At 68.0% G+C, this 23,914-nt stretch carries 19 protein-coding genes and 1 pseudogene; 17 read left to right on the top strand and 3 right to left on the bottom strand.

Annotated elements, in window-relative coordinates; genetic code table 11:
* Positions 1-1,234 precede the first annotated feature (1,234 nt).
* From G4Z16_RS02030 to G4Z16_RS02015, 4 genes are read left to right on the top strand one after another with little or no spacing between them, the layout of a single operon-like run.
* Complete coding sequence (locus G4Z16_RS02030) at positions 1,235-2,338, top strand: type III polyketide synthase (RefSeq protein ID WP_197354094.1); 1,104 nt, start codon at positions 1,235-1,237, stop codon at positions 2,336-2,338.
* Positions 2,339-2,390: 52 nt separating this feature from the next.
* The gene (locus tag G4Z16_RS02025) at positions 2,391-2,918 is read left to right on the top strand and encodes a cupin domain-containing protein (protein WP_197348877.1); all 528 of its coding nucleotides are present in this window, start codon (positions 2,391-2,393) and stop codon (positions 2,916-2,918) included.
* 44 nt (positions 2,919-2,962) lie between these two features.
* A complete protein-coding gene (locus tag G4Z16_RS02020; RefSeq protein ID WP_197348876.1) occupies positions 2,963-4,105 on the top strand; it encodes a DegT/DnrJ/EryC1/StrS family aminotransferase in 1,143 nt (380 codons plus the stop codon).
* A 9-nt stretch (positions 4,106-4,114) separates the two neighbouring features.
* Positions 4,115-5,113 carry a class I SAM-dependent methyltransferase gene (locus G4Z16_RS02015; protein ID WP_197348875.1) on the top strand — a complete coding sequence of 333 codons (999 nt, stop codon included), beginning with the start codon at positions 4,115-4,117 and terminating at the stop codon, positions 5,111-5,113.
* Between the two features lie 68 nt (positions 5,114-5,181).
* Here G4Z16_RS02015 and sigJ read toward each other — a convergent pair whose 3' ends face one another.
* Complete coding sequence (gene sigJ, locus G4Z16_RS02010; RefSeq protein WP_197348874.1) at positions 5,182-6,114, bottom strand: RNA polymerase sigma factor SigJ; 933 nt, start codon at positions 6,112-6,114, stop codon at positions 5,182-5,184.
* A 408-nt stretch (positions 6,115-6,522) separates the two neighbouring features.
* Here sigJ and wrbA point away from each other — a divergent pair, with 408 nt between their 5' ends.
* The 3 genes from wrbA to G4Z16_RS01995 all read left to right on the top strand — a co-directional run bounded on the left by wrbA (position 6,523) and on the right by G4Z16_RS01995 (position 10,488).
* Entirely contained in the window at positions 6,523-7,131 is a 609-nt protein-coding gene (gene wrbA / locus G4Z16_RS02005; RefSeq protein WP_197348873.1) for an NAD(P)H:quinone oxidoreductase, read from the top strand.
* 477 nt (positions 7,132-7,608) lie between these two features.
* Positions 7,609-9,192: a class I adenylate-forming enzyme family protein gene (locus G4Z16_RS02000; RefSeq protein ID WP_197348872.1), complete on the top strand. Its 1,584-nt coding sequence runs from the start codon at positions 7,609-7,611 to the stop codon at positions 9,190-9,192.
* Positions 9,193-9,417: 225 nt separating this feature from the next.
* On the top strand, positions 9,418-10,488 hold the full coding sequence (locus tag G4Z16_RS01995; protein WP_246530629.1) for a methyltransferase: 1,071 nt from the start codon (positions 9,418-9,420) through the stop codon (positions 10,486-10,488).
* 93 nt (positions 10,489-10,581) lie between these two features.
* On the opposite strand, the gene G4Z16_RS01990 is transcribed toward G4Z16_RS01995, so the two are convergent.
* Both G4Z16_RS01990 and G4Z16_RS32880 read right to left on the bottom strand, forming a co-directional pair.
* A complete protein-coding gene (locus tag G4Z16_RS01990; protein ID WP_197348871.1) occupies positions 10,582-11,145 on the bottom strand; it encodes a dihydrofolate reductase family protein in 564 nt (187 codons plus the stop codon).
* A gap of 172 nt (positions 11,146-11,317) precedes the next feature.
* A complete protein-coding gene (locus tag G4Z16_RS32880) occupies positions 11,318-11,443 on the bottom strand; it encodes a hypothetical protein (protein WP_281393646.1) in 126 nt (41 codons plus the stop codon).
* Positions 11,444-11,798: 355 nt separating this feature from the next.
* Between G4Z16_RS32880 and G4Z16_RS01985 the strand changes: the two genes are divergently transcribed.
* From G4Z16_RS01985 to corA, 10 genes and pseudogenes are all read left to right on the top strand, one after another.
* On the top strand, positions 11,799-12,683 hold the full coding sequence (locus tag G4Z16_RS01985) for an LLM class flavin-dependent oxidoreductase (RefSeq protein ID WP_197348870.1): 885 nt from the start codon (positions 11,799-11,801) through the stop codon (positions 12,681-12,683).
* Between the two features lie 432 nt (positions 12,684-13,115).
* The gene (locus tag G4Z16_RS01980; RefSeq protein WP_197348869.1) at positions 13,116-13,451 is read left to right on the top strand and encodes an ArsR/SmtB family transcription factor; all 336 of its coding nucleotides are present in this window, start codon (positions 13,116-13,118) and stop codon (positions 13,449-13,451) included.
* Positions 13,451-14,155, top strand: a complete 705-nt coding sequence (locus G4Z16_RS01975) for a cation efflux transmembrane domain-containing protein (RefSeq protein ID WP_197348868.1) — start codon at positions 13,451-13,453, stop codon at positions 14,153-14,155. Before G4Z16_RS01980 ends, G4Z16_RS01975 begins: the two co-directional genes overlap by 1 nt.
* A 332-nt stretch (positions 14,156-14,487) precedes the next feature.
* Positions 14,488-14,577, top strand: a complete 90-nt coding sequence (gene kdpF, locus G4Z16_RS01970; RefSeq protein ID WP_197348867.1) for a K(+)-transporting ATPase subunit F — start codon at positions 14,488-14,490, stop codon at positions 14,575-14,577.
* Between the two features lie 7 nt (positions 14,578-14,584).
* Positions 14,585-16,246: a potassium-transporting ATPase subunit KdpA gene (kdpA, locus tag G4Z16_RS01965; RefSeq protein ID WP_197348866.1), complete on the top strand. Its 1,662-nt coding sequence runs from the start codon at positions 14,585-14,587 to the stop codon at positions 16,244-16,246.
* A 38-nt stretch (positions 16,247-16,284) separates the two neighbouring features.
* Entirely contained in the window at positions 16,285-18,387 is a 2,103-nt protein-coding gene (gene kdpB, locus G4Z16_RS01960; protein WP_246530628.1) for a potassium-transporting ATPase subunit KdpB, read from the top strand.
* 5 nt (positions 18,388-18,392) lie between these two features.
* The gene (locus G4Z16_RS01955; RefSeq protein ID WP_197348864.1) at positions 18,393-19,067 is read left to right on the top strand and encodes a potassium-transporting ATPase subunit C; all 675 of its coding nucleotides are present in this window, start codon (positions 18,393-18,395) and stop codon (positions 19,065-19,067) included.
* Between the two features lie 105 nt (positions 19,068-19,172).
* Positions 19,173-19,855, top strand: a pseudogene (locus G4Z16_RS01950) (response regulator).
* 76 nt (positions 19,856-19,931) lie between these two features.
* On the top strand, positions 19,932-22,478 hold the full coding sequence (locus tag G4Z16_RS01945) for a sensor histidine kinase (protein WP_197348863.1): 2,547 nt from the start codon (positions 19,932-19,934) through the stop codon (positions 22,476-22,478).
* Positions 22,479-22,628: 150 nt separating this feature from the next.
* Positions 22,629-23,777 (top strand): magnesium/cobalt transporter CorA, encoded by a 1,149-nt coding sequence (gene corA / locus G4Z16_RS01940; RefSeq protein ID WP_197348862.1) that lies wholly within the window; start codon positions 22,629-22,631, stop codon positions 23,775-23,777.
* Positions 23,778-23,914: the final 137 nt, after the last annotated feature.

The following is a 23,914-nucleotide window of genomic DNA, read 5'->3' as shown; positions in this document are numbered from 1 at the left end:
GACCGTCCCTCCCGCTCCGACAGGATCGGGTACGGCAAAATTCTCCTTCCATTCCATTCCCCTTTCCCGTGCTCCCTCGGTCTGCCCACCGAGGATTTGTGCCGCGGTACTCATGCTTTACGGGACGCAGACGGGATTGTGATCTGACCCTTACAAAGCGGCATGATGTGAGTGGGCGAAGGGAGACGTCAAGGGGGGGTGTCGTAGCGCCACGGACGCACGCGCGGCGCCGCGGGAGGCCGTCATTGCAGGCTCGCCGGTCATCGACCTGAAAGACCGTCACATCGTCCCAACGTCTTGTCGGCGACTTCTTCACTGCCGGTCTTCCACTTGTTCATCGAGCTCGTCCGCGAGGGCGTGCGGGGTCTCGGTCCACGGCGAACACGCCCTGAGAAGCCGGGAGCCGGGCCGGGCCGGCGCCGACTCCTTCTCGTTGCCACCGGCGTCCTGCATCCACCCATCACGGCGGCCGAGGCCCGGAGGCGCTCTGGGCTGACACCGCAGGTCAACTTCGTTTGCAGGGAACGTAGTTCGGGCCCCCGTACGACACTTCATCGACCTTGACAGCCGGTCGACGAAGAATCTATACATAAGATCGCAGCCTTGAGTACGCCCTGGAACCGCCCGCTCGGTTCTCGCTTCAGACCGCGACGTGCTCTGCGAGGTCCCGGCATGATGCCGGGACCTCGTCGATCTGCTTCCTCGCCCCGATCCCGCCGCCCACGGGCGGCCGTACGGCCACGGGTTCCCACGGGGCGTTCGCCGGTGAGCGGGCCCGGCATGGACGTCCGCGGCTGACACGGCTGGGCGCGCCGCCGGTCGGTTCGCCCCCTTTCGGACGGCGACTCCGTCACGCCGAGGTTGCGTCCATCTCTCCGCCCCGCCGCCGCATCGGTGTGTCATGGCTCCCCACTCGCTGTGCCCGTGCGGCGGGTGCGCAGTGAACAGGCGGAGGAAGCAAGCCAGTTGATCGCAAGTCCCCTTGAGGGGCGGCCGGCCCGGCGGCCGGCCGCAAGTCTCTCCAGGTCAATGTGCCCACGGAGGTACGTGCGGTTTCGGTACGTGCCGCACGGCAGGCATGCGCGATGGTCAGAGCCTGCTCGTCCTCCCGGCAGCCGACGCCTCGATCGGGCACCACGCCGGCACCAGCCGGTGGCACATGGTGAACGACGGGCTCGGGCTTCCTCCCTGCCCCGATTCCCAGACGGACCCAGAAGAAAGCGGAATTCCAGACATGCCCATTCTGTGCAAGCCGTCGGTGAGTGTTCCGGAACATGTCATCACTGTTGAGGAGACTCTAGATTTCGCCGAGAAGGTACATTCCGGAAAGCCTCAACTTCCTTTGGCGCTGCGGCTGATCAAGAACACGGGAGTGCGGAAGCGGCACATCGTGCAGCCCATCGAGAAGACGCTCCTCCACCCGGGGCTGGAGGAACGCAACCGCGTCTACGAGATCGAGTCCAAGAAGAGGTGCCCGGGCGTCATCGAACGGGCATTGGAGAACGCCGGTACGACGGTCCGGGACATCGACGCGATCATCTACGTGTCGTGCACCGGATTCCTGATGCCGTCGCTGACCGCCTGGCTGATCAACACCATGGGCTTCCGGTACGACACCCGGCAGATACCCATAGCGCAGTTGGGATGCGCGGCGGGCGGAGCGGCGATCAACCGGGCCCAGGAATTCTGCACGGCCTACCCCGAGAGCAATGTCCTGATCGTCTCCTGCGAGCTGTGCTCGCTGTGCTACCAGCCCGAGGACGACGGCGTCGGTTCGCTGTTGTCCGACGGCCTGTTCGGCGACGCGGTCGCGGCGGCCGTGGTGCGGGGCCGCGGGGGCACCGGCATGGCGCTGGAACGCAACGCCTCCCACCTCATTCCCCACACCGAGGACTGGATCTCCTACGCCGTGCGCTCCACCGGATTCCATTTCCAGCTGGATCGCCGGGTGCCGGGGACGATGGAGCCCATCGCCCCTGTGATGCGCCAGCTCGCCCTGGACCACGGCTGGGACGTGGGCAATCTCGACTTCTACATCGTGCACGCCGGCGGCCCCCGCATCCTGGATGACCTCAGCAAGTTCCTCGGCGCCGACCCGAAGATGTTCCGCCACAGTTGGACGACCCTCACCGAGTACGGCAACATCGCCAGCGCCGTCGTGCTGGACGCCCTCCGCAGGCTCTTCGAAGAAGACGCGCTGGAGTCGGGCGCCACGGGCGTGGTCGCGGGATTCGGTCCCGGCATCACCGCCGAGATGGCCGTGGGCCAGTGGGCCGTCGACGCACAGAGCCCCCCGGACAGGATGCTGCACCGAGCGTCCGCACCCGCCCTTTCCTGAGCGCCCTCCTGAAGGCGCTCCAACGACCCTCGACGACAAGGAAGTGCATCGCATGAGCGGCCTCGTCATGCCCGCTGGTCACGGACGGAAGCTGATCACAAAGGCTCAGGAGATCACCTTCAAGGTCACCGGGGCGGACGGCTCCGTCACGTCCTGCTTCGAGGTGATGGTTCCGCCCGGCTTCGACGTCGGGGCGCACATCCACCACCACTCGCAGGAGTTCTTCTACGTACTGGAGGGAGAGCTCGAACTCCTGGCGTTCGAGCCGACCGAGCGCACCGAGGACAGCTGGCACGACTGGGAGTCCGCAGACGGGACTCGTGCGGTGCGTGCGGGCCGGGGCAGCTGCATGTTCGTCCCGCCGAACACCCCGCACGCGTTCAGGAACCGCAGCGACGAGCCCGCGGTGATGCTGTTCCAGAGCCACCCGGCGCCGGACCACGAGCACTACTTCGACGAGATCGCCGAGATCTTCTCGGCCGGCCACGAGGTCGACCCGGCCGCCGTCGAGAAGATGCGCGAACGATACGACGTCCACCAGATCACGCCGCTCCGCTACGAGCCGCCGTCCGCCTCCTGACCCCTACCGGGCAACAGACCACAACGCGTCGTTGAAAGGTGACGATGGACATGATCCCCCTGGTTCACGCGAGCTTGGGTGAGCAGGAACTGGCAGCCGTCGAGGAGGTGTTCGCCTCCGGCTGGCCGGCCGGTCAAGGCCCGAGAGGGAAGGCGCTGGAAGCCGAGCTGACAGCCCGGTACGCGGTAGGTGACGCGGTCGCGTTGAGCAACTGCGGCGCCGCCCTCCACCTGGCCCTGCTCGCGCTCGGGGTCCGGCCGGGCGACGAGGTGATCGTCGCCGACTACACGTTCCCGGCCCCGGCCCACGCCGTGCGCTACCTCGACGCCGTCCCGGTCTTCGCCGACGTGCGTCCCGACACCGGCACCGTGGACCCGCGCGCGGTGTCAGACCTGGTCGGGCCGCGCACCGTGGGCATCATCGCCGTGGACACGGTCGGCCTGCCCGCCGACTACGCGGAATTGCGGTCGATAGCGGACCGCCACGGGCTGTTCGTGGTAGAGGACGCCGCATGCTCGGTCGGCGCGACCTACCAAGGGGTCCAGGCCGGTGCACTGGCGCCCGTGGCCTGCCTGTCCTTCCACGGGCGCAAGGGAGCCACCAGCGGTGAAGGCGGGGCCCTGTTGACGGCCGACCCGGCACTCGGGGCGGACGCGCGACTGCGGTCGTCCTTCGGCATCGGCAGCATCTTCGACCAGTCGAAGGTCGTCGGGTTGCCGATCCCGGAGTTCACCGAGATCGGCTACAACTACAAGCTGTCCGACATCGCCGCCGCGATCCTCCAGGTGCAGATCAGCCGGATCGATGCCTTGCTGGAGCGTCGGCAGGGCGTAGCGGCGCGGTACGCGGAACTGCTGGCCGACGAGGAACTTCTGACGCTGCCGCACGTGCCGCAGGACCGCACCCACGCCTGGCAGTCCTACATGGTGACGCTGCACCCGGGCGTCGACCGGGCGGCGGTCGCCGCCGACCTGCGGGCACAGGGCGTCGGCTGCGGCCACGGTACCTGGGCCTCCCACCTGCAGCCCGTCTATGAGGCGAAGCAGCAGTGCCCGGTCTCCGCGGAGCTCTTCGAACGCAACCTCGCCATCCCCATGCACGCCGAGCTGAGCGCGGACCAGGTGGAGCGGGTCGCAGAAGTCCTTCGGAACGCGCTCAAGACCCACGTACGTCCACACACGACCTGAGAGGGGCGCATGACAGACAGCCAGCCGACGCCGGAGCGCATCATGCAGCTCATCAACGGCTATTGGACGACCGCCATCGTCGGCGCCGCGGCGAAGCACTCGCTCTTCACCCACCTCGACGCCGGCGCCGACACAGCCGGCCGACTGGCCGAGCGGGCGGACATCTCGGAGCGGGGTACACAGACCCTCCTCGACGGGCTCGTCAGCCTCGGTCTCGTGGAGCTGCGCGACGGCGGCTACCGCAACACCCCCGAGGCATCGGCCTTTCTGGTCGAGGGCAGGCCGGCCGGCCTGACCAGCTTCGCGACACTGAAGCTGCCCCAGATGTGCGTCATGGCGGACCTGCCCGACGTCGTCGAGGCCGGGGGACCGGTGACGGACCCGGCGGTGGAGGTGGCCGACAACCCGCACTGGGCGGAAGTGGTCCCGGCCATCGCCGCGCAGTCCGTGCCCGTGGCGAAGATCGCTGCGGAGACCCTGCGCCTGGCGGAGGCCGGGGACGTCTCGATCCTCGACGTGGGTGGCGGCTCGGGCATCTACTCCGCCATCTGGCTGGGGCTCAACCCGACCGCCCGGGCGACCCAGCTCGACTGGGGACCGGTCAACACCATCGCCCGCCGACTCGTGGCCGAGCACGGCGTGGCCGACCGGTTCTCCTGCGTGGACGGCGACTTCCACACGACCGACTTCGGCACCGACACCTACGACGTCGCGGTGTACTCCCACATCGCCCACCAGGAAGGCCCGGAGGACAACATCGAGCTCTTCAGCAAGCTGCGGAGCGCCCTCAAGCCCGGCGGCACCCTGGTCGTCTGCGACTACGTCGTCGAGAACGACCGCAGTGGCCCGCCCTTCCCGCTGATCTTCGCCACGGAGATGCTGATGAAGAGCAAGCAGGGCAGTACCTGGCGGCGGGCCGACTACCGGTCGTGGCTCACCAAGGCCGGTTTCGACGACGTCTCGTTCCAGTCGACGCCCGCGCCTGCCACCTTGATCTTCGCCCGATGAGCAGGGTCAGGCCGGCACTCGGAGGACCCTGACCGGGATCGACTGTCCTGTCAGGACGATGAACGTGGTCAGCCCGTCCAGGGGCGGAGCTTCTCGGGGTTGCGAACCGCCCAGACCTGCTTGATGCGGTCACCCACGATGTCGAACGCGAGGACCGCCGCGGTCACTCCTTCCTGCTGGACCACCAGGCCGGGCTGGCCGTTGACCGTACGTTCCAGCAGCTTCAGGTCGGGTGTCCGGCTGGCGATGTCGACGAAGGCCCGCGCGACGTGCTCGCCTCCCCTGATGGGGCGCAGTACGGCGCTGACGAGGCCGCCGCCGTCGGCGGTCGTCAGGGCCTCGGGGTCGAGGAGGGCGATCAGGGCGTCGATGTCCTTGGCCTCCCAGGCCAGCTTGAACTCCCTGACCGTGCCGGTGCGTTGGGTCGCCGGCGTGGCGCGGGCCCGTGACGCGCGGATGCGGCGGCGGCCCGAGAAGGCCAGCTGGCGACAGGCATGCGGAGTACGGCCGACGATCTCCGCCACTTCGGCGAAGGAGTAGTGGAAGACGTCGTGCAGGACGAACGCCACGCGTTCGGCAGGGGTCATCGACTCCAGCACGACGAGAAAAGCCATGTTGACCGACTCGTCGAGGGTGACCCGGTCGGCCGGGTCACCGGTGCTCCCGGGCGATCGCCCGGCGGTCCACTCCGCACGATCCGGCAGGGGCTCGGGGATCCACTCGCCCACGTAGTTCTCCCGCCGGGCCCGAGCCGATCCGAGGTGGTCGAGGCAGATGCGGCTGGCGACCTTCATCAGCCAGCGTGCGGGGGACTCGATGGCCTCCTGCTGCTCACGGGACAGGGCGTACCAGCGGACGTACGTCTCCTGCACGACGTCCTCGGCGTCGGTCAGGGAACCGAGGAACCGGTACCCGAGGTTGATCAGTTGGCGCCGCTCGCTCAGGATCGCGCTCAGTTCCGGGTCGAGACGGCCGTCCGCCGGTTCGGACTGCTTGCTCATGGTGTGGCCAACTCGCTCTCTCGCTCTCGCCATTGCCCGTTCGGCCGGACCTCGTACCCGACCGCGCGTGGCACCTGACGTTACGGACGGGCCGGACGCCTGACATTACGAGGGTGTGTGTCGTCGTACTGGTGAGGGACCGGCTTCCCGCCGGTCCTCTGCCTTCTGTGGCATGCCCGATCACCACCTGTCGACTTCGGGACCCGAGCGGCTCACCCGTCAGGGGTTCCCGTCCATCGGGTTGCAGCGTGGTCCTGTTCGCATGGCGGTGTTCGCGGCGTGGGGCCGCTTCGGCGGCCGACTCCTCGCCGGCTGAACCGGGACGCCGGACGGGCTCGGCCGCCGCTCACCCGCACGGTGGGCCCGGCCGACACCAGCGGACAAGAATCGTCGAAGAGGGAAGCAACTATGGAATCTGTGAACGTCTCCATCATCTACTACAGCTCCACCGGAACGGTGCACAGCCTGACGCAGGCGGCGGCCGAGGGTGCGGAGAAGGCCGGTGCGACCGTACGCGTGCGCAAGGTCGCCGAGTCCGCTCCGCCGGAGGCGATCGCCGCAAATCCGGAGTGGGGCCAGCACTTGGAGGCCACCGCCGACGTCGAGCAGGCCTCCAACGACGACCTGCTCTGGGCGGACGCGGTGATGTTCGGTACCCCCACCCGTTTCGGCAACGTCTCCAGTCAGCTCAAGGCGTTCCTGGACACCGCCGGCCCCCTGTGGTTCCAGGGCGCGCTCGCGGACAAGGTGTACTCGGCCTTCACCTCCAGCAGCACCACCCACGGCGGGCAGGAGTCCACGCTGCTGGCGCTGGGGAACACCTTCTACCACTGGGGCGGCATCATCGTGCCTCCCGGCTACACCGACCCCATCCAGTTCCAGTCGGGCAACCCCTACGGAACGTCCCACGTGACCGGTGAGGGCCCGCCCGGCGAAGTGGCCCTGAAGGCGGCGGAGTACCAGGCCCAGCGGGTGGTGACCACCGCGAGGGCGCTCAAGGTCGGCCGCTCCGCCTGATCCGGCAGGGCAACGACGGCAGGCGGCTTCGGCGTCCCCGGCCCATCGGGCCGGGGACGCCGCCGCGTGCACACAGGACAGGCGGCGGGCGCACTCCTCCGGCGTGCGGCGAGGCGCCCCGGCGGGAGGTTCGCCGAAGAAACGACCACCGCTCGTCCGCCGCCCGGGCCTCGCTGTTCGCGGCGCCGACCCCTCATGGCGATGGCTCGGCAGTGGGGGACCTGCCGCCTCCCGGGCGCACAGGAGAACGAAAGAACCCCGACCGGCCCCAGACCGGCAAACGCCGACGAGATCGCTGCCCACGGAGCGGCGGTCCTGTCGCTTTCGGGAAGCCGGCCCGGCCCGGGCCCCGGTGGCACCGCAGTGCCACGGGCAACAACTCCGCTTTTCCCGCTGGGACTTCAGCGCGCTCTGCGCGACGGCCCCCAGCCGGCGACGGCCCGGATGTCCACCGAACGCTGCGAAGGAGGAACTCCGATGAAAGACTCCCAGCTCCACCGAACGATACGGCAGCGCGGTCTTCACCTCGGCGTCGTGCCGGAGAGGGCCGCGGCGAAGAACGGCTCGACGACGGTCACACTCGACCACGACCTGGACGTCCTCCCTGAAGCGGGGCGGCGCCTGACGGTGGCCGAGCTGGCCGAGCACGTGGACGACCTGGCCGGCCGGCTGTGGGCGGCCGGGGTGCGGACCGATGACCATCTCGTGGTCCACAAGACCGCCAACTCCGACGTCTGTCTGCTCGCCATGGCGGCGGCGCGCATCGGGGCGATTCCCGTGATGCTGTCGCCCGCCCTCGACGGCGCGACCGTCGGTGCCCTGCTACGACGCCTGGACCAGCCGACGTTGCTCACCGACGTGCACAAGCTCGACGTGCTGGCTGACGAGCCGGTGGCGGACCTCACCCGACGAGTGCTCATCGTGTCCGGCGACCGGCCAGGGGCGGTGTCACTCGGTGAACTCGCCGGGTCCCCACGTGTCGAGCCGGTGTTCCGGCCGCTGGACGAGCCGGCGTTGATCACCCACACCTCGGGGACCACGGGGCTTCCGAAGCTCGTGGTGCACACGCCGCGGACCCAGGGGCTCCGGCTCACGCCCCAGTGGCGGCTCCTGTCGCTGATGCGGAAGCGGGAGACCGTCGCGATCCACATTTCCTTCGTGCACTCGCGGATGTTCGCGGCGTTGGCTCTGGCGCTCTTCAAGGAGATGCCGGTGCTGCTGATGAACGAGTCCGATCCGGACGAGGCCGGCCGGTTCCTCCTCGACAATCGGCCGGGGCTCATCGAGGCGCTGCCCAATTCGCTGATGGAATGGGAGCCGCTCGCCGACGACCCGCGCAGGCCATTCGCGTCGGTGAAGTACTTCAGCAGCACCTTCGACGCGATCCATCCCCGGACCATGAGCCGGCTGCTCAGCTCGTCCGAGCGGCGTGCTCCCCTCTTCTTCCAGATCTACGGGCAGAGCGAGGTCGGCCCGGCCGTCGGTCGAGCGTACTTCCGCAGGTCGGCGCACCGGACGAACGGACGCTGCGTCGGGTTCGCAATGCCGGGGTGCGCGAAGGTGCGGGTGGTGAGCCCGAACGGCAAGCGGCCCTCCAAGCGCAACCCCGGCTTCATCGAGGTCAGTTGGGACGGCCTGGCCAAGACCTACTTCGGCGAGCAGGACCGGTACGACGCGAACAGGCACGGCGCCTGGTGGCGGACCGGGGACGTGGGTTACCGCACCAAGGCGGGCTGCCTCCACATGCTCGACCGCGAGGTCGACATGATCCCCGGGGTCGACAGCAGCCTGGAGATCGAGGACCTCGTCCTGGGCAAGCTGGACGAGCTGAGTGAGCTGGTGGTGGTGCCCGGTCAGGACGACGAGGCGGTTCCAGTGATCTGCACCCACGACGACAAGCCGCTGGACCGAGAGCGCTGGCGCACGGCTGTTGCCGGCTTCCCTCAGCTGGCCGACCCGATCCAGATCCCGCAGGCCGAACTTCCGCAGACCGCCACGCTGAAGGTGCAGCGCGTCGAGCTGTCCCGGCGGCTCCGCGAACAGCCGCAGCCGCGGGGCTGAGATCTGCCCGACCGGACCCCGCGGACGTCCCCGGACGTCCCGGGGTCCTCCACACCGGATCGACGAACGCCGGTCACTGCACCGGACGGCCGACGCATCAGGGCAGAGCGCCCCGTTGCGAGGGCGGTGCCCACCGGTGGTTCATGCGCACCCGGCCGAGGCGGACATCGGCCCGCCCGGCGCGCCGCAGTGATGGAGTCTCACCAACCCGAAGGGATCAACAACATGACGCCGGAAGTCACACTCGGGCGGTTTCGCGAGTACATGGTCGGGCCCGCACGGTTCATGAACCTGCTGTCCTGCTTCGAGCTGGGCATCATCGACAAGATCCGGGAGCAGCCGGGGGCGACGGCCACCGATCTGGGCAAGGCCGTCGGCGCCAAGCCGGACGCCGTGGAGCAGCTCCTGCACCTGCTGGTCAAGGAGCAGTTCGTCTCCTGCGACGAGGCCTCGGGCGGGTACGCCCTCGACGCGCTCGCCGGGGTCGACGACGCCGACCTCCGGCGCGCGCTCACGTACATGAACATGATCAAGGTTGTGGCGCTCAGGCAGTTGTTCTACCTCACCGACAGCGCGCGTACCGGCACGCCCTTCGGTTTGAAGGAGCTCTACGGGTCCGAGGGAACCCTGTACGGAGCCGTGGCCGAGCACAAGGACCTGCGCGAGTCCTGGTCGACGTTGATGGACACCGTCACCTCCCGCATCGACTCCTGGTTCTTCGAGAACATCGACCTCCCGTCCGGTGGGCGGGTGCTCGACCTCGCCGGGAACACCGGCCTCGGAGCGATCAACACGTACAAGCTGAAGGCGTCTCCCGGACTCACGGTGACGACCTTCGACCTGCCCGAGAAAGAGGAGGAGTGCCTCGAGAACTTCCGGACCCACGGTGTGGACGAGCACTGTTCTTTCATCGGCGGTGACGTCTTCGACAGCATCCCCAAGGGATTCGACGTCGTGCTGATCAAGCACTTCCTGGACATGTTCGACAGGGACGACGTGTTCCGGATCCTCGCCGGCGTCCACGGGGCGCTGGAGGTGGGTGGCCAGGTCAACGTACTGGTGCCCGTGTACCCCGAGAACATCACGGAGTCCGACAACTACAACGTGGACTTCTTCCCGGCCTTCTTCATCGGCTGCACCATGGGGCAGGGCGGGCCGCAGAAGCTGTCGACGTACAAGAAGTGGCTGGAGGAGTGCGGGTTCACGGTGACCAGCACGGTCACCAAGGATCCTGCCGACATCCCCTCCGACGTCATCCCCGTACCGGCCGTTCTGTGCGCCGAGAAGACGGCGTGACCGACTGGTCCTCGCCGATTCGTCGGACCCGCAGTGGCCCGGACCCCGCCCCGGGATCGCTGATCCGGCCCGCGCCGATCCGACGTCGGGCAATCAGTGCCTGGTCTCGTACCTGGTCAGGAGCACGCCCTCGGGAAACGTGCGGGTCTCCACCAGGGTCAGGTTCACCCAGTTGTCCAGGGCCGTGAAGAACGGCGTGCCGCTGCCCACCAAGACCGGTGCGGTGGCCAGCACGTACTCGTCGATCAGCCCGGCCCGCATCGCCGCTGCGGCGAGCGTGGCACCGCCGATGTCCATGGGGCCGCCATCCTCGGCCTTGAGCCGGGTGATCTCGGTGACCGCGTCGCCGGTGACCAGGCGGGAGTTCCAGTCGACCGTGCTGATCGTGGAGGAGAACACCACCTTCGGCATGTCCTGCCAGCGGCGGGCGTACTCGATCTCCGCCGGTGCGGCGCCGGGCTGCTGGTCGGCGGTCGGCCAGTGGGAGCTCATCGTCTCCCACAGTTTGCGCCCATACAGCGCCAGGTCGGTCGCCCCCACCCGGTCGGACCACCACTGGAACAGCTCGTCGCTCGGCACGCTCCAGCCGAGGTCGCCGCCGGGCGCGGCGATGTAGCCGTCCAGGCTCACGTTCATGGCGAAGGTCAGTTTCCGCATGGCGTCAGCCTTCCCGTGAGTCAGTACTGGGCGTACAGACCAGCACGGCGCGGAAAATCATCGGTCAGGCCGCACCGAGGGCCGGTTGAATGCCACGCCAAGCGGATGCCGCATACGGAAGGGCCCCCACGTACACCCGACACCGGGGCGCCCGGATCTTTGCCGAACTGGTCTACGGCTGCGGGTACATCACGAGTTTCCCCTCGCCCAGGCCGGGGGCCGGCGTCCGCGAGGACTTGGCCGGCATCTGGGTCTCCACCGTGGCCATCTCGACCACGACCGCCGGCCCCCTGACCACCGGAGGGCGAGATATGTGCGGGAAGGAGCACGGCCGATTCCTTCAAGACTGACTGGCTCCCACTGTTTACGTTGGCACGCATGAGCACGGTCATCGGCTTGGCTTTCGTCCGTCAGCCAGGACACGCCGGCCCTGGTGCGCGGGCGCCTGCCACAACGTCGAGACGCCGCGCTCGCCTTCCGACTCGTCACAGCGGCCGAACCCGACCTCCTGCAAGCCAAGTCGTCGCCCTCGGCCACTACATCCGGACGGCGCGCCCGTTCCACGCGGTCCCGGCACCACCGACGGCACGCGTTGGTCTGTACGGGCCGGACATCTGAAGGGGCGTCAAGGGACGATCACTTGAGGAGGAATCTTGCGTATCGGAATCGGACTGCCCGCTGCCGTGCCAGGGGCGGACGCCGTGTCGACCGGGGACTGGGCGGCCGAGAGCGAGGAGCGTGGCTTTCGTTCGCTGAGCGTGATCGATCGGTTGGTGTACGACAACCTGGACCCATTGGTAGCACTGGCCGCCGCCGCGGCCCGTACGGAGCACGTCGAGCTGCTGACCACCGTTCTCAATGTCGGCTATCGCCGCAACCCGGTCGTCCTGGCCAAGCAGATCGACTCGGTGGAACGACTTTCCGGAGGGCGGCTGACCGTGGGGCTCGGCATGGGCGGCTGGCCCGAGGACCACGCGGTCAGCGACGTGGAGATGACGAGACGGGGCGCCGCGTTCGAGGCCACCCTCGCGGCGATGCACGAAGTGTGGCGCGGCGAGGTGACCGGCGCCTCCGGGCCGATCCCGGCCCTGCCGCAAGGGCGTCCGGGGGTGCTGCTCGCCGGCCTCGTGACGGCCGGCTTCGCCCGGGCCGCGGCCCTGTCCGACGGCTGGGTGGCGCCGTCGTTCGGGCTGGACATCCTCAAAGAGGGTGTCGAAGCCGTTCGGCGGGAGTGGGCCCGAGCTGGACGCCGGGGACGACCACGAGTAATCGTCGAGCGCTACTTCTGCCTCGGGACCGGCGCGGCAGAGACTGCCGAGAAGTACGTGGCGCACTACTACGGTGCCGAATCCCTTCCTCGGATTTTTCCTGACGTCGTGACCGAAGAGGCCCATCTCCGAGAGGAGATCCGCCGCCTCGCCGGAGCCGGGGCTGACGATCTGGTGCTGCTTCCGTGCTCGGGAGAGTCCGGGCAGATCGGTCTGCTGGCCGAAGCTCTCGACGGGATGGGCTGGGGAAGCGAATCGAGTCCTGAGTGACTGGAAGCTGACGGCGCACGCGGCGACGAAGGCGGCTACAAGGGCAGCAACAACAAGAATGCTTGGACGCCGGCAGCGCCCGCCTGCCTGCACCGCGAACGACACCGTGGACCGTGAAGTCCCGACTTCCTGCCCGGTTGGGGGCGGCACCTCTGACGCTGTTACAGCGGCATCTTGATGCCCGCCTGATGTTCCGAGGCGTGACGCGCCTGTCCCCCCAAGCCGGCTCGGGGGGACAGTACGGCCTTTGACGACGGTCTTCCGTCCAGCTCGAGGCGCTGGGGGTGGCCCAGGAGGCTTCCTTCCTCGAAGCGGCATCCCTTCAGCTGCAGCAAGCCGACGAGCTGCCCTCGTACGTGATCCGCAACCGAGTTCGGTGGGATGCGACGATTCACGGTTGGCTGAATTCATGAATCCCTGTATCGTGCTGCCGTGCTCACTGTGGCTCCCGAAATCGAAGTGCTGGCCCGCTTCGGTCGCGCTCTCGCCGATCCGATCCGCAGCCAGCTGCTGCTGGCGTTGAGTGATGCGCCCGCTCATCCCTCCGATCTGGCGGACGAGCTGGGGATCTCCCGCACCAGGCTGTCGAACCATCTGGCCTGCTTGCGGGACTGCGGCCTTGTCGTCGCCGTCCCTGAGGGCCGCCGCTCCCGCTACGAACTGGCCGACCCCCGACTCGGCGATGCGCTGGGTCACTTGCGCTCTGCGGTGGTCGCCATCGAGACGGACCGCACCTGTCCCGATGCGGAGAAGCGGGACTGCTGCTGATGACCCAGCTTTCCCTCGGAGCGTCGCCGTCGCGGCAGGACGTCCTCGCCCGTCGCATCCGGCTGCTGGTTCTCGCGACCATCACCTACAACGTGATCGAGGCGGTCGTCGCGATCACTGCCGGCACGCTGGCTTCGTCCACCGCGCTCGTCGGCTTCGGCCTGGATTCCGTCATCGAGGTTTCTTCCGCAGCAGCGGTGGCCTGGCAGTTCTCCGCCACCGACCATGCCGTCCGTGAGGCCCGCGAGAAGGCCACTTTGCGGTTGATCGCTGTCTCGTTCTTCGCGCTCGCGGCCTACGTGACCTTCGACTCGATCTTGTCCATGGCCGGTTCGGGTGCGGCCGACCACTCAGCCGTTGGCATCGTGCTCGCAGCCCTTTCCCTGGTGATCATGCCGATCCTGTCCGCCGCTCAACGGCGGGCGGGTCATGCGCTGGGCTCCGCCTCGGCGGTGGCCGATTCGAAGCAGACACAGCTGTGCACCTACCTCTCCGGTGCCTTGCTGATCGGCCTTCTCGCCAACGCCCTCTTCGGCTGGACCTGGGCCGACCCCGCCGCCGCCCTCGTCATCGCTGCCGTCGCCGTCAAGGAGGGCCGGGACGCCTGGCGCGGCGACGCCTGCTGCAGCCCCGTCCCAACCGTCGAGCCCCAGAGGCCGCAGACCGGGGCTTGCAGCTGCGGAACTGGGTGCGGCTGCGGCTGAGTTCGGCTCGGATGGAGTGGCTCGGCCGAGCCCGGGGCGTTGCTGACCCGTTCCCTCCTGTGCAGAGCTGACCTCCCCTGTGGCGAGGTGACGTCGGCCTCCTCACCGCGTCGTCGAACGCGGAGGCGTCAGAGAGGCGTCAAAGTCCTGCCCCTGGCCGTATGGAAGCCGTCAAGGACTGCTGCGCCGCCGCGGAACAGGGCTTTTCATCGAGAAGCCCGAACATTCCCGAACCTCTTCCAGGAGCTCACGATGGCCGACGTGGCCTTCGTCGTCACCATGATCGCTGTATTCGCGCTGGTGGCCGTCATAGCCAAGGCGGTGGCAAAGCTGTGACCGCCGAGAACATCGTCGGCCTCGTCGTTGCCGTCGCTCTGCTGGGTTACCTCGCATTCGCCCTGCTGCACCCGGAGAGGTTCTGAGCCTGATATGAGCCCCTTCCTCGCCGGTGTGCTCCAACTGCTCGCGCTCGTCGGGGCGCTGGCCCTTGCCTACCGTCCGCTCGGCGACTACATGGCCGGCGTCTACTCCTCCACGAAGCATCTGCGGGTCGAGAAGTGGCTGTACAAGGCCATCGGCGCCAACCCTGACATGGGGATGCGCTGGCCCGCCTATCTGCGCGGTGTCCTGGCGTTCTCCGGTGCCAGTGTCCTCTTCCTCTATCTGCTGCAGCGTCTCCAGGGCAGCCTGCCCGGGTCGCTCGGCTTCTCCTCCATCGACCCGGACCAGGCGTTCAACACCGCCGCGTCCTTCGTCGCGAACACCAACTGGCAGTCGTACTACGGCGAGCAGGCCATGGGCCACGTCGTGCAGACCGGCGGCCTTGCGGTGCAGAACTTCGTCTCGGCAGCGGTGGGCATCGCCGTCGCGGTGGCTCTCGTACGGGGTTTCGCACGGACCCGCGCCGGCGAGCTGGGGAACTTCTGGGCCGACCTCGTCCGCGGGACCGTTCGCATCCTGCTCCCCATAGCAGTGATCGCAGCCATCGTCCTGGTCGCCTGCGGGGCCATCCAGAACTTCGCCGGCATCCACGAAGTCGGACAGTTCTCCGGCGGATCTCAGCAGTGGAACGGCGGGGCCGTCGCCTCCCAAGAGGCCATCAAGGAACTCGGCACCAACGGCGGCGGATACTTCAACGCCAACTCCGCCCACCCCTTCGAGAACCCCAATCCGTTCTCGAACCTGTTCGAGATCTTCCTGATCCTCGTCATCCCCTTCGCGCTCACGCGCACCTTCGGCCGGATGGTCGGCTCCCTGAAGCAGGGGTACGCGATCCTCGCCACGATGGCGACGATCTGGATCGGCTTCACCGCGCTGATGATGTGGACCGAATTCCACCACGGCGGCCCGGCGTTGGACCTTGCCGGCGGCGCCATGGAAGGCAAGGAGACCCGCTTCGGGGTCGGCGGCTCGTCAATATTCGCGGTGGCGACAACACTCACCTCGACCGGAGCGGTCAACTCCTTCCACTCCTCCTTCACCGGCTTCGGCGGCGGCATCACGATGCTGGGAATGCAGCTCGGCGAGATCGCCCCCGGCGGTGTGGGCTCGGGCCTGTACGGCATGCTGATCATGGCGATCATCGCCGTCTTCATAGCGGGCCTGATGGTCGGCCGGACGCCCGAGTACCTGGGCAAGAAGATCGGGGCCCGTGAGATCAAGCTGGCGGCCTGCTACATCCTGATCACCCCGGCGCTGGTGCTCTGCTTCACCGCCGCGTCGATGGCCCTGCCCACGCCGGCCAACTCGATGACCAACTCGGGGGCGCACGGCTTCTCCGAGATTCTCTACGCCTTCACCTCGGGCGCCAACAACAACGGTTCCGCCTTCGCGGGCCTCGACGCGGACACGCAGTGGTTCAACACCACCATCGGGCTCGCGATGCTGCTCGGCCGCTTCGTTCCGATGGTGTTCGTCCTGGCGCTGGCCGGCTCCCTGGCCGGGCAACGGCCGGTCCCCGCGACCGCAGGCACGCTGCGTACCGAGAAGCCGCTGTTCACCGGCATGCTCGTCGGCACGATCATGATCATCACTGGTCTGACCTACTTCCCGGCGCTGGCCCTGGGGCCGCTCGCCGAAGGGCTGGCGTGATGACCACCACCACAAGGAAACACGAGGAGCCCGGCTCCATGTCCACCGTCACTCCGACCCGTGCCCCGCACCGAGACGTGCCCACAGGCCACAAGCCCGAGGGCAACCGCGTCGACGGAGGGCTGTTCGAGCCCCGGCAGCTGATCAAGTCGTTCCCGGACGCCGTCCGCAAACTGGACCCGCGGGTGATGATCAAGTCCCCCGTGATGTTCGTGGTGCTGATCGGCTCGGTACTGACCACGGCCTTCGCGCTCATGGATCCCACCGACTGGTTCGGCTGGGCCATCGCTGCCTGGCTGTGGCTGACGACGATCTTCGCCAACCTGGCGGAGGCGGTGGCCGAGGGGCGCGGCAAGGCGCAGGCCGACACCCTGCGCAAGGCCAAGACCGACACCGTCGCACGGAGGCTCAGCGGCGGTACCGAGGAACAGCTGCCCGGCACCGACCTGCGTATCGGTGATCTGGTCGTCTGCGAGTCCGGCGACATCATCCCCGGCGACGGTGACGTCGTCGACGGCGTCGCCAGCGTCGACGAGTCGGCCATCACCGGCGAGTCCGCGCCGGTCATCCGCGAGTCGGGTGGCGACCGCAGCGCCGTCACCGGCGGCACGAAGGTGCTGTCCGACCGCATCGTCGTCAAGATCACGACGAAGCCGGGCGAGACCTTCATCGACCGGATGATCAAACTCGTCGAGGGTGCTGCCCGTCAGAAGACGCCCAACGAGATCGCGCTGAACATCCTTCTCGCGTCCCTCACCATCGTCTTCCTGCTCGCGGTCGTCACCTTGCAGCCGTTCGCGGTCTACGCGGGCCAGAAGCAGCCCATGATCGTGCTGATCGCGCTGCTGGTCTGCCTGATACCCACGACCATCGGCGCGCTGCTCTCGGCCATCGGCATCGCCGGCATGGACCGGCTCGTGCAGCGCAATGTGCTCGCGATGTCGGGCCGCGCGGTCGAAGCCGCCGGCGACGTCTCCACCCTGCTGCTCGACAAGACCGGCACCATCACCCTCGGAAACCGGCAGGCCTCCGAGTTCGTCCCGGTCGAGGGCGTCAACGAGGCGGAACTGGCGGATGCCGCACAGCTCTCCTCGCTGGCGGACGAGACGCCCGAAGGCCGCTCGATCGTGGTCCTCGCCAAGGAGCGGTACCGCCTGCGCGAGCGCGACCAGGGCGAGCTCGTGCACGCCGAGTGGGTCGCCTTCACCGCACAGACCCGCATGTCCGGTGTGGACGTGGACGGGCGCCGCGTCCGCAAGGGCGCGACCGGCTCCGTCATCGCGTGGGTCCAGGAGCGGGGCGGGGTCGTGGCCGCTGACGCGGCCGCCGCTGCCGACGCCATCTCGGAGGCGGGCGGTACCCCGCTGCTCGTCGCGGTGGAGGACGACGACCTGGGCGCACGCATCTTCGGCGTCATCCATCTCAAGGACGTGGTCAAGGAGGGCATGCGGGAGCGGTTCGACGAGCTGCGGAGGATGGGCATCAAGACGGTCATGATCACGGGTGACAACCCGCTGACTGCCCGTGCCATCGCCGACGAGGCCGGCGTGGACGACTTCCTCGCCGAGGCCACGCCCGAGGACAAGATGGCCCTGATCAAGCGGGAGCAGGCCGGCGGCAAGCTCGTGGCGATGACCGGCGACGGGACCAACGACGCACCCGCCCTCGCGCAGGCGGACGTCGGGGTGGCCATGAACACCGGCACCTCGGCCGCCAAGGAGGCCGGGAACATGGTCGACCTGGACTCCAACCCGACGAAGCTCATCGAGGTCGTCGAGATCGGCAAGCAACTCCTGATAACCCGGGGTGCGTTGACAACCTTCTCGATCGCCAACGACGTCGCGAAGTACTTCGCGATCATCCCGGCGATGTTCGCGGTGGTCTATCCGGGCCTGGAGAAGCTCAACGTCATGGCGCTGGCCTCTCCGCAGTCCGCGATCCTGTCCGCGGTCATCTTCAACACGCTGATCATCATCGCGCTGGTGCCGCTCGCCCTGCGGGGCGTGCGCTACCGGCCCACCAGCGCGGACAGGATGCTCCGCCGCAACCTCGGCATCTACGGGCTCGGCGGCCTGATCGCCCCCTTCATCGGCATCAAGATCATCGACCTGCTCATCTCTCTCATCCCTGGAATCGGCTGATCGCCATGAACAACTCAGTAGGCAACACTGCGCGCCTGCTCGGAGCCGGGCTCCGCGCCCTTCTCGTACTGACGGTGGTGACAGGCCTGCTCTACCCGCTGGCAGTCACCGGCGTCGCGCAGGCTCTCTTCAACGACAAGGCCAACGGCTCGGAGGTCACATCGAACGGCAAGGTCGTCGGCTCGGGCCTCATCGGCCAGACCTACGACCTGCCGAAGAAGGACCCCGGCAACGACGAGGAGGTGGCGCGGCCGGACCTCAAGTGGTTCCAGCCACGGCCGTCCAACGGATTGGGGACCAACAGCGTCAACACCCAGTACTCGCTCATCCTCTCCGGAGCCACGAACCGGTCCGCCGACAACGAAGAACTCATCCAGTGGGTGAAGGACGCCAAGAAGGCGGTCGTCGCGGACAACCGCGCGAAGGGCTACACCCCGAGGCCCTCGGATGTGCCCGCCGACGCGGTCACCTCATCCGGCTCGGGCCTGGACCCGCACATATCGCCTCAGTACGCGGAAATCCAGGCCCGCCGCGTCGCGGAGAAGAACGGCCTCCCCGTCGGACAGGTCCAGCAGCTGGTGGAGAACCAGACGGACGGCCGGGTACTCGGCTTCATGGGCGAGCCGCGGGTCAACGTCCTTCAGCTCAACATCGCTCTCAAGGAACTCGCCGGGAAGTGATCGGAATTCGGTGGCGTTCAGGAGTCCGGGCCGAGGAACCTCTCACGCTGTGGGCTCCTGTCCGCACGACCCGATCCTCACGCAGGACAGAAAGGCGGCACACCGATGACCCGGGTGCTGGTTGTGGAGGACGAGGTACAGCTCGTCAGGGCGCTGGAGATCAACCTGAAGGCACGCAAGTACGAGGTGGCTTCCGCCCCCGACGGGGCCACGGCTCTCCAGATCGCCTCCGAGCGGCTCCCGGACGTCGTCCTGCTGGACCTCGGGCTGCCCGACATGGACGGCATCGAAGTGATCAGGGGCCTACGCAGCTGGACCCGGGTGCCGATCCTGGTGGTCTCGGCCCGTCAGACCTCGGACGAGAAGGTCGAAGCGCTCGACGCCGGTGCTGACGACTACATCCCCAAGCCCTTCAGCATGGACGAGCTGCTGGCTCGACTGCGGGCAGCGAGTCGTCGAGCAGTTGCGGGAGCGCCCACCGACCGTTCGGCGATCCTCGAGACCGAGGAATTCACCGTCGACCTGCGGGCCAAGAAAGTCACCCGCGGCGGGCAGGACGTCCGCCTCACCCCGACCGAATGGCATCTGCTGGAAATGCTGATCCTCAACCGAGGACAGATGGTCAGTCAGAAGAGGCTCCTGAATGAGGTATGGGGGCCCACCTACGGCACTCAGGCAACTACCTCCGTGTCTACATGGCCCAGCTCAGACGCAAGCTCGAAGCAGATCCCTCACACCCTCGGCATCTCATCACCGCCCCCGGGATGGGGTACCGCTTCGAAGTCTGAGGTCTCCTCGCTCCGGAAGGCGCCCGGGAATGAGCAGACACTCCGTAACCAGCTCCTCGACCGCAAGGACCCGACCATGGCACGCGGCAAGCTTCGGATCTATCTCGGCGCTGCGCCGGGCGTCGGCAAGACGTACGCGATGCTCTCCGAGGCACACCGCCGAAGCGAGCGCGGCACCGACTGCGTCGTCGCTTTCGTGGAGCACTACAACCGGCCCCGTACCGAAGTGATGCTGCACGGCCTGGAGCAGGTGCAGCGGCGGGAGCTCGAGTACCGGGGCACCTCCTTCGCGGAGATGGACGTCGACGCGGTCCTGGAACGCCGGCCCTCGGTCGCCCTCGTCGACGAACTCGCGCACACCAACATCCCCGGCTCGCGCAACACCAAGCGCTGGCAGGACGTCGAGGAAATGCTGAGCGCGGGCATCAGCGTCGTCTCCACGGTCAACATCCAGCACCTGGAGTCACTGGGCGACGTGGTGGAGTCGATCACCGGCGTACGGCAGCGTGAGACCGTGCCGGACGAGGTGGTCCGCAGAGCCGACCAGATCGAGCTCGTCGACATGTCCCCGCAGGCGCTGCGGCGCCGCATGGCCCACGGGAACATCTACAAGCCGGACAAGATCGACGCCGCGCTGTCCAACTACTTCCGCCCCGGCAACCTCACCGCTCTGCGTGAACTCGCCCTGCTGTGGGTCGCGGACCGGGTCGACGAGTACCTGAGGGAGTACCGCGGCGAGCACGACATCCGCTCCACCTGGCAGGCCCGGGAGCGCATCGTCGTCGGACTCACCGGCGGTCCCGAGGGGCGTACGCTCATCCGCCGTGCCGCACGGTTGGCCGAGAAAGGCGCGGGCGGCGAGGTGATGGCGGCGTACGTCGCCCGCAGCGACGGCCTCACCTCGGCGTCCCCGAAGGAGCTGGCGGTCCAGCGGACCCTTGTCGAGGACCTGGGTGGCACCTTCCACCACGTCATAGGGGATGACGTTCCTTCGGCACTGCTGGAGTTCGCGCGCGGAGTCAACGCCACGCAGATCGTCCTCGGCTCCAGCCGCCGCAAGACGTGGCAGTACATGTTCGGGCCCGGCGTGGGGTCGACGGTGGCGCGCGACTCGGGCCCCGACCTGGACGTCCACATCGTCACCCATGAAGAGGTGGCCCAGGGCCGCGGACTGCCCGTCGCCCGGGGCGCGCGTCTCGGCCGCTCCCGGATCATCTGGGGCTGGCTCATCGGCATCGCGGGTCCGGTGCTGCTGACCCTGCTCCTCAACAAGGCCGCCCCGGACGTCGGCCTCGCCAACGACATGCTGTTGTTCCTGACGCTGACGGTCGCAGCCGCCCTGGCCGGTGGGCTGCTGCCGGCTCTGGCCTCCGCCGCCTTCGGCTCGCTGCTGCTGAACTACTACTTCACACCGCCGCTGCATCGTCTGACCATCGCCGACGCCAACAACATCGTCGCCATCGTGATCTTCGTCGGGGTGGCGGTCTCCGTCGCTTCCGTCGTCGACCTCGCGGCGAGGCGCACCCACCAGGCGGCCCGCCTGCGCGCCGAGTCCGAGATTCTCTCCTTTCTGGCAGGCAGCGTGCTGCGTGGCGGGACGAGTCTGGAGGCACTGCTCGACCAGGTACGCGAGACCTTCAACATGGAGTCGGTCGCGCTGCTGGAGCGGGAGAGCGACGTCGCGCCATGGACGTGCACGGCGAGCGTCGGGAACTCTCGTCCGCTCGAACGGCCCGAGGACGCGGACGTGGACGTGCCCGTCGGCGACCACATGGCGCTCGCTCTGTCCGGCCGTGTCCTGCCGGCCGAGGACCGCCGTGTGCTCTCTGCCTTCGCCGCCCAGTCAGCCGTCGTGCTCGACCGGCAGCGTCTCCTCGGCCAGGCCGAGGAGGCCCGCGAACTCGCTGAAGGCAACCGCATCCGCACAGCGTTGCTCGCAGCAGTCAGCCACGACCTGCGCACTCCGCTGTCCGGGATCAAGGCGTCGGTCACCTCCCTTCGCTCCGACGAGGTCGAGTGGTCCGAGGCGGACAGGGCCGAACTGCTGGCCGGCATCGAGGAAGGCGCCGACCGGCTGGACAACCTGGTCGGCAACCTTCTGGACATGTCCCGGCTGCAGACCGGGACGGTCACCCCGCTCATCCGCGAGGTGGACCTCGACGAGGTAGTGCCCATGGCGCTCGGTGGAGTGACGGACGCACAGGTCGAGTTGGACATCCCGGAGAACCTGCCCATGGTCGCCGTGGACGCGGGGCTCCTGGAGCGCGCTGTCGCCAACATCGTCGAGAACGCGGTCAAGTACAACCCGGAGGACCAGCGGGTGCTCGTGTCCGCCAGCGCGATCGCCGACCGCGTGGAAGTGCGCGTTGTGGATCAAGGGCCGGGGGTGCCGGACGAAGCGAAGGACCGGATCTTCGAGCCGTTCCAGCGCTACGGCGACGCACCGGGCGGTACCGGGGTCGGCCTCGGCCTCGCGGTCGCGCGGGGCTTCGCGGAAGCCATGGGCGGAACCCTCTCCGCGGAGGACACCCCCGGCGGTGGCTTCACCATGGTCCTGACGCTGAGGTCCGCGGCCGGGCACCCACCTGCCCACCCCGACCTCCCGGCGACAGCCACATCGTGATCGCGACGGGGCCGGAGTCTGTGGTGAGCCTCCCAGCCGCACGCCGCGTGACGCTGCGACGATCGGAACCTGACGAGTTCGAGGGCGGCGTCCACAGCGGCGCATCCCCGTGTCCCCTCGTCTCACTTTCTGGCCACGGAGGGTTCCGTCATGTCCGATCGCCGCCTGCACCCTCTGCGCGCCCTCAAGAGACCCGGCAAGCGCCCCAGGCATCCCGAGGCCGGCGAACCGTCGGCCGACTCATCGGCGGCATATGAGGAACAGCCGTACACGGCCGGGACCAGCATGATGGCGGCGGCCATCTACCACGACGGCGAGCGCACCAGCACCCACGACTCACTCGCTGACACCTACCGCGAGCTGCACCGAGCGCCTGACGGTATGGCCTGGATCGGGCTGTACCGTCCGACCGAAGCACAACTGCACTCCCTCGCGGAGGAGTTCGACCTGCACCAGCTCGCCGTCGAGGATGCCCTCAAGGGTCACCAGCGTCCCAAGCTGGAGCGCTACGGCGACACCCTGTTCGCGGTGCTGCGTGCCGCCCGGTACCTGGACGAGAGCGAAGAAGTCGACTTCGCCGAGCTCCACGTGTTCGTCGGGCCTGATTTCGTCATCACCGTCCGCCACGGTGCCGCGCCGAATCTGGCCGCGGTGCGCCGACGGATGGAGGACTCCCCGGATCTGCTCAAGCGCGGACCCGAGGCCGTGCTGTACGCGATCCTCGACACCGTGGTCGACGGCTACGTGCCCGTGGTCGGCGGCGTCGAGACCGACATCGACGAGATCGAGACCGAGGTCTTCACCGGCGACCCGGCGGTCTCCCGCCGCATCTACGAACTCTCACGCGAAGTCGTGGAGTTCCAGCGCGCCACCCGGCCGTTGATGAGAATGCTCGACGGACTGACGGCCGGCTTCGAGAAGTACGGCATCGACGAGGAGCTGCGCCGGTACCTACGGGACGTGGCCGACCACGTCACCCATGTCACGGAGCGGGTCGACAGCTTCCGCCAGGCTCTTCAGGACATCCTGGCCGTGAACGCCACGTTGGTGAATCAGCAGCAGAACGCAGAGATGAAAGCATTGACCGAGGCCAGTGTCGCGCAGAACGAGGAGATCAAGAAGATCTCCTCATGGGCAGCGATCCTCTTCGCCCCGACCCTGGTCGGCACGATCTACGGCATGAACTTCGACAACATGCCCGAACTCAAGTGGACTGGCGGTTACCCCTTCGCCATCGCGTTGATGGTTCTCGTATGTCTCTGGCTGTACGTCATCTTCAAGCGCCGCGACTGGTTGTGACCTCACGGACAAAGGGAGCCGGCAATGCGGTCGATGCTGCCGAAACTACTCGTCGCCGCGCTCGGTCTCTGGATCGCGTTCCTGACCGCCTGGCTCTACGTCCACCACTAGTGCACGCATCCGGTGTCGCTGTCTCG

The organism is Streptomyces bathyalis, assembly GCF_015910445.1.
Classification (GTDB): domain Bacteria; phylum Actinomycetota; class Actinomycetes; order Streptomycetales; family Streptomycetaceae; genus Streptomyces; species Streptomyces bathyalis.
This window is presented reverse-complemented; position numbering and strand designations above follow the sequence as displayed.

Coding starts and splice junctions, on each gene's coding strand:
- G4Z16_RS02030 (WP_197354094.1), top strand. CDS start 1,235: ATGCCCATTCTGTGCAAGCCGTCGGTGAGTGTTCCGGAACATGTCATC.
- G4Z16_RS02025 (WP_197348877.1), top strand. CDS start 2,391: ATGAGCGGCCTCGTCATGCCCGCTGGTCACGGACGGAAGCTGATCACA.
- G4Z16_RS02020 (WP_197348876.1), top strand. CDS start 2,963: ATGGACATGATCCCCCTGGTTCACGCGAGCTTGGGTGAGCAGGAACTG.
- G4Z16_RS02015 (WP_197348875.1), top strand. CDS start 4,115: ATGACAGACAGCCAGCCGACGCCGGAGCGCATCATGCAGCTCATCAAC.
- sigJ (WP_197348874.1), bottom strand. CDS start 6,114: ATGAGCAAGCAGTCCGAACCGGCGGACGGCCGTCTCGACCCGGAACTG.
- wrbA (WP_197348873.1), top strand. CDS start 6,523: ATGGAATCTGTGAACGTCTCCATCATCTACTACAGCTCCACCGGAACG.
- G4Z16_RS02000 (WP_197348872.1), top strand. CDS start 7,609: ATGAAAGACTCCCAGCTCCACCGAACGATACGGCAGCGCGGTCTTCAC.
- G4Z16_RS01995 (WP_246530629.1), top strand. CDS start 9,418: ATGACGCCGGAAGTCACACTCGGGCGGTTTCGCGAGTACATGGTCGGG.
- G4Z16_RS01990 (WP_197348871.1), bottom strand. CDS start 11,145: ATGCGGAAACTGACCTTCGCCATGAACGTGAGCCTGGACGGCTACATC.
- G4Z16_RS01975 (WP_197348868.1), top strand. CDS start 13,451: ATGACCCAGCTTTCCCTCGGAGCGTCGCCGTCGCGGCAGGACGTCCTC.
- kdpA (WP_197348866.1), top strand. CDS start 14,585: ATGAGCCCCTTCCTCGCCGGTGTGCTCCAACTGCTCGCGCTCGTCGGG.
- kdpB (WP_246530628.1), top strand. CDS start 16,285: ATGTCCACCGTCACTCCGACCCGTGCCCCGCACCGAGACGTGCCCACA.
- G4Z16_RS01955 (WP_197348864.1), top strand. CDS start 18,393: ATGAACAACTCAGTAGGCAACACTGCGCGCCTGCTCGGAGCCGGGCTC.
- G4Z16_RS01945 (WP_197348863.1), top strand. CDS start 19,932: ATGGCACGCGGCAAGCTTCGGATCTATCTCGGCGCTGCGCCGGGCGTC.
- corA (WP_197348862.1), top strand. CDS start 22,629: ATGTCCGATCGCCGCCTGCACCCTCTGCGCGCCCTCAAGAGACCCGGC.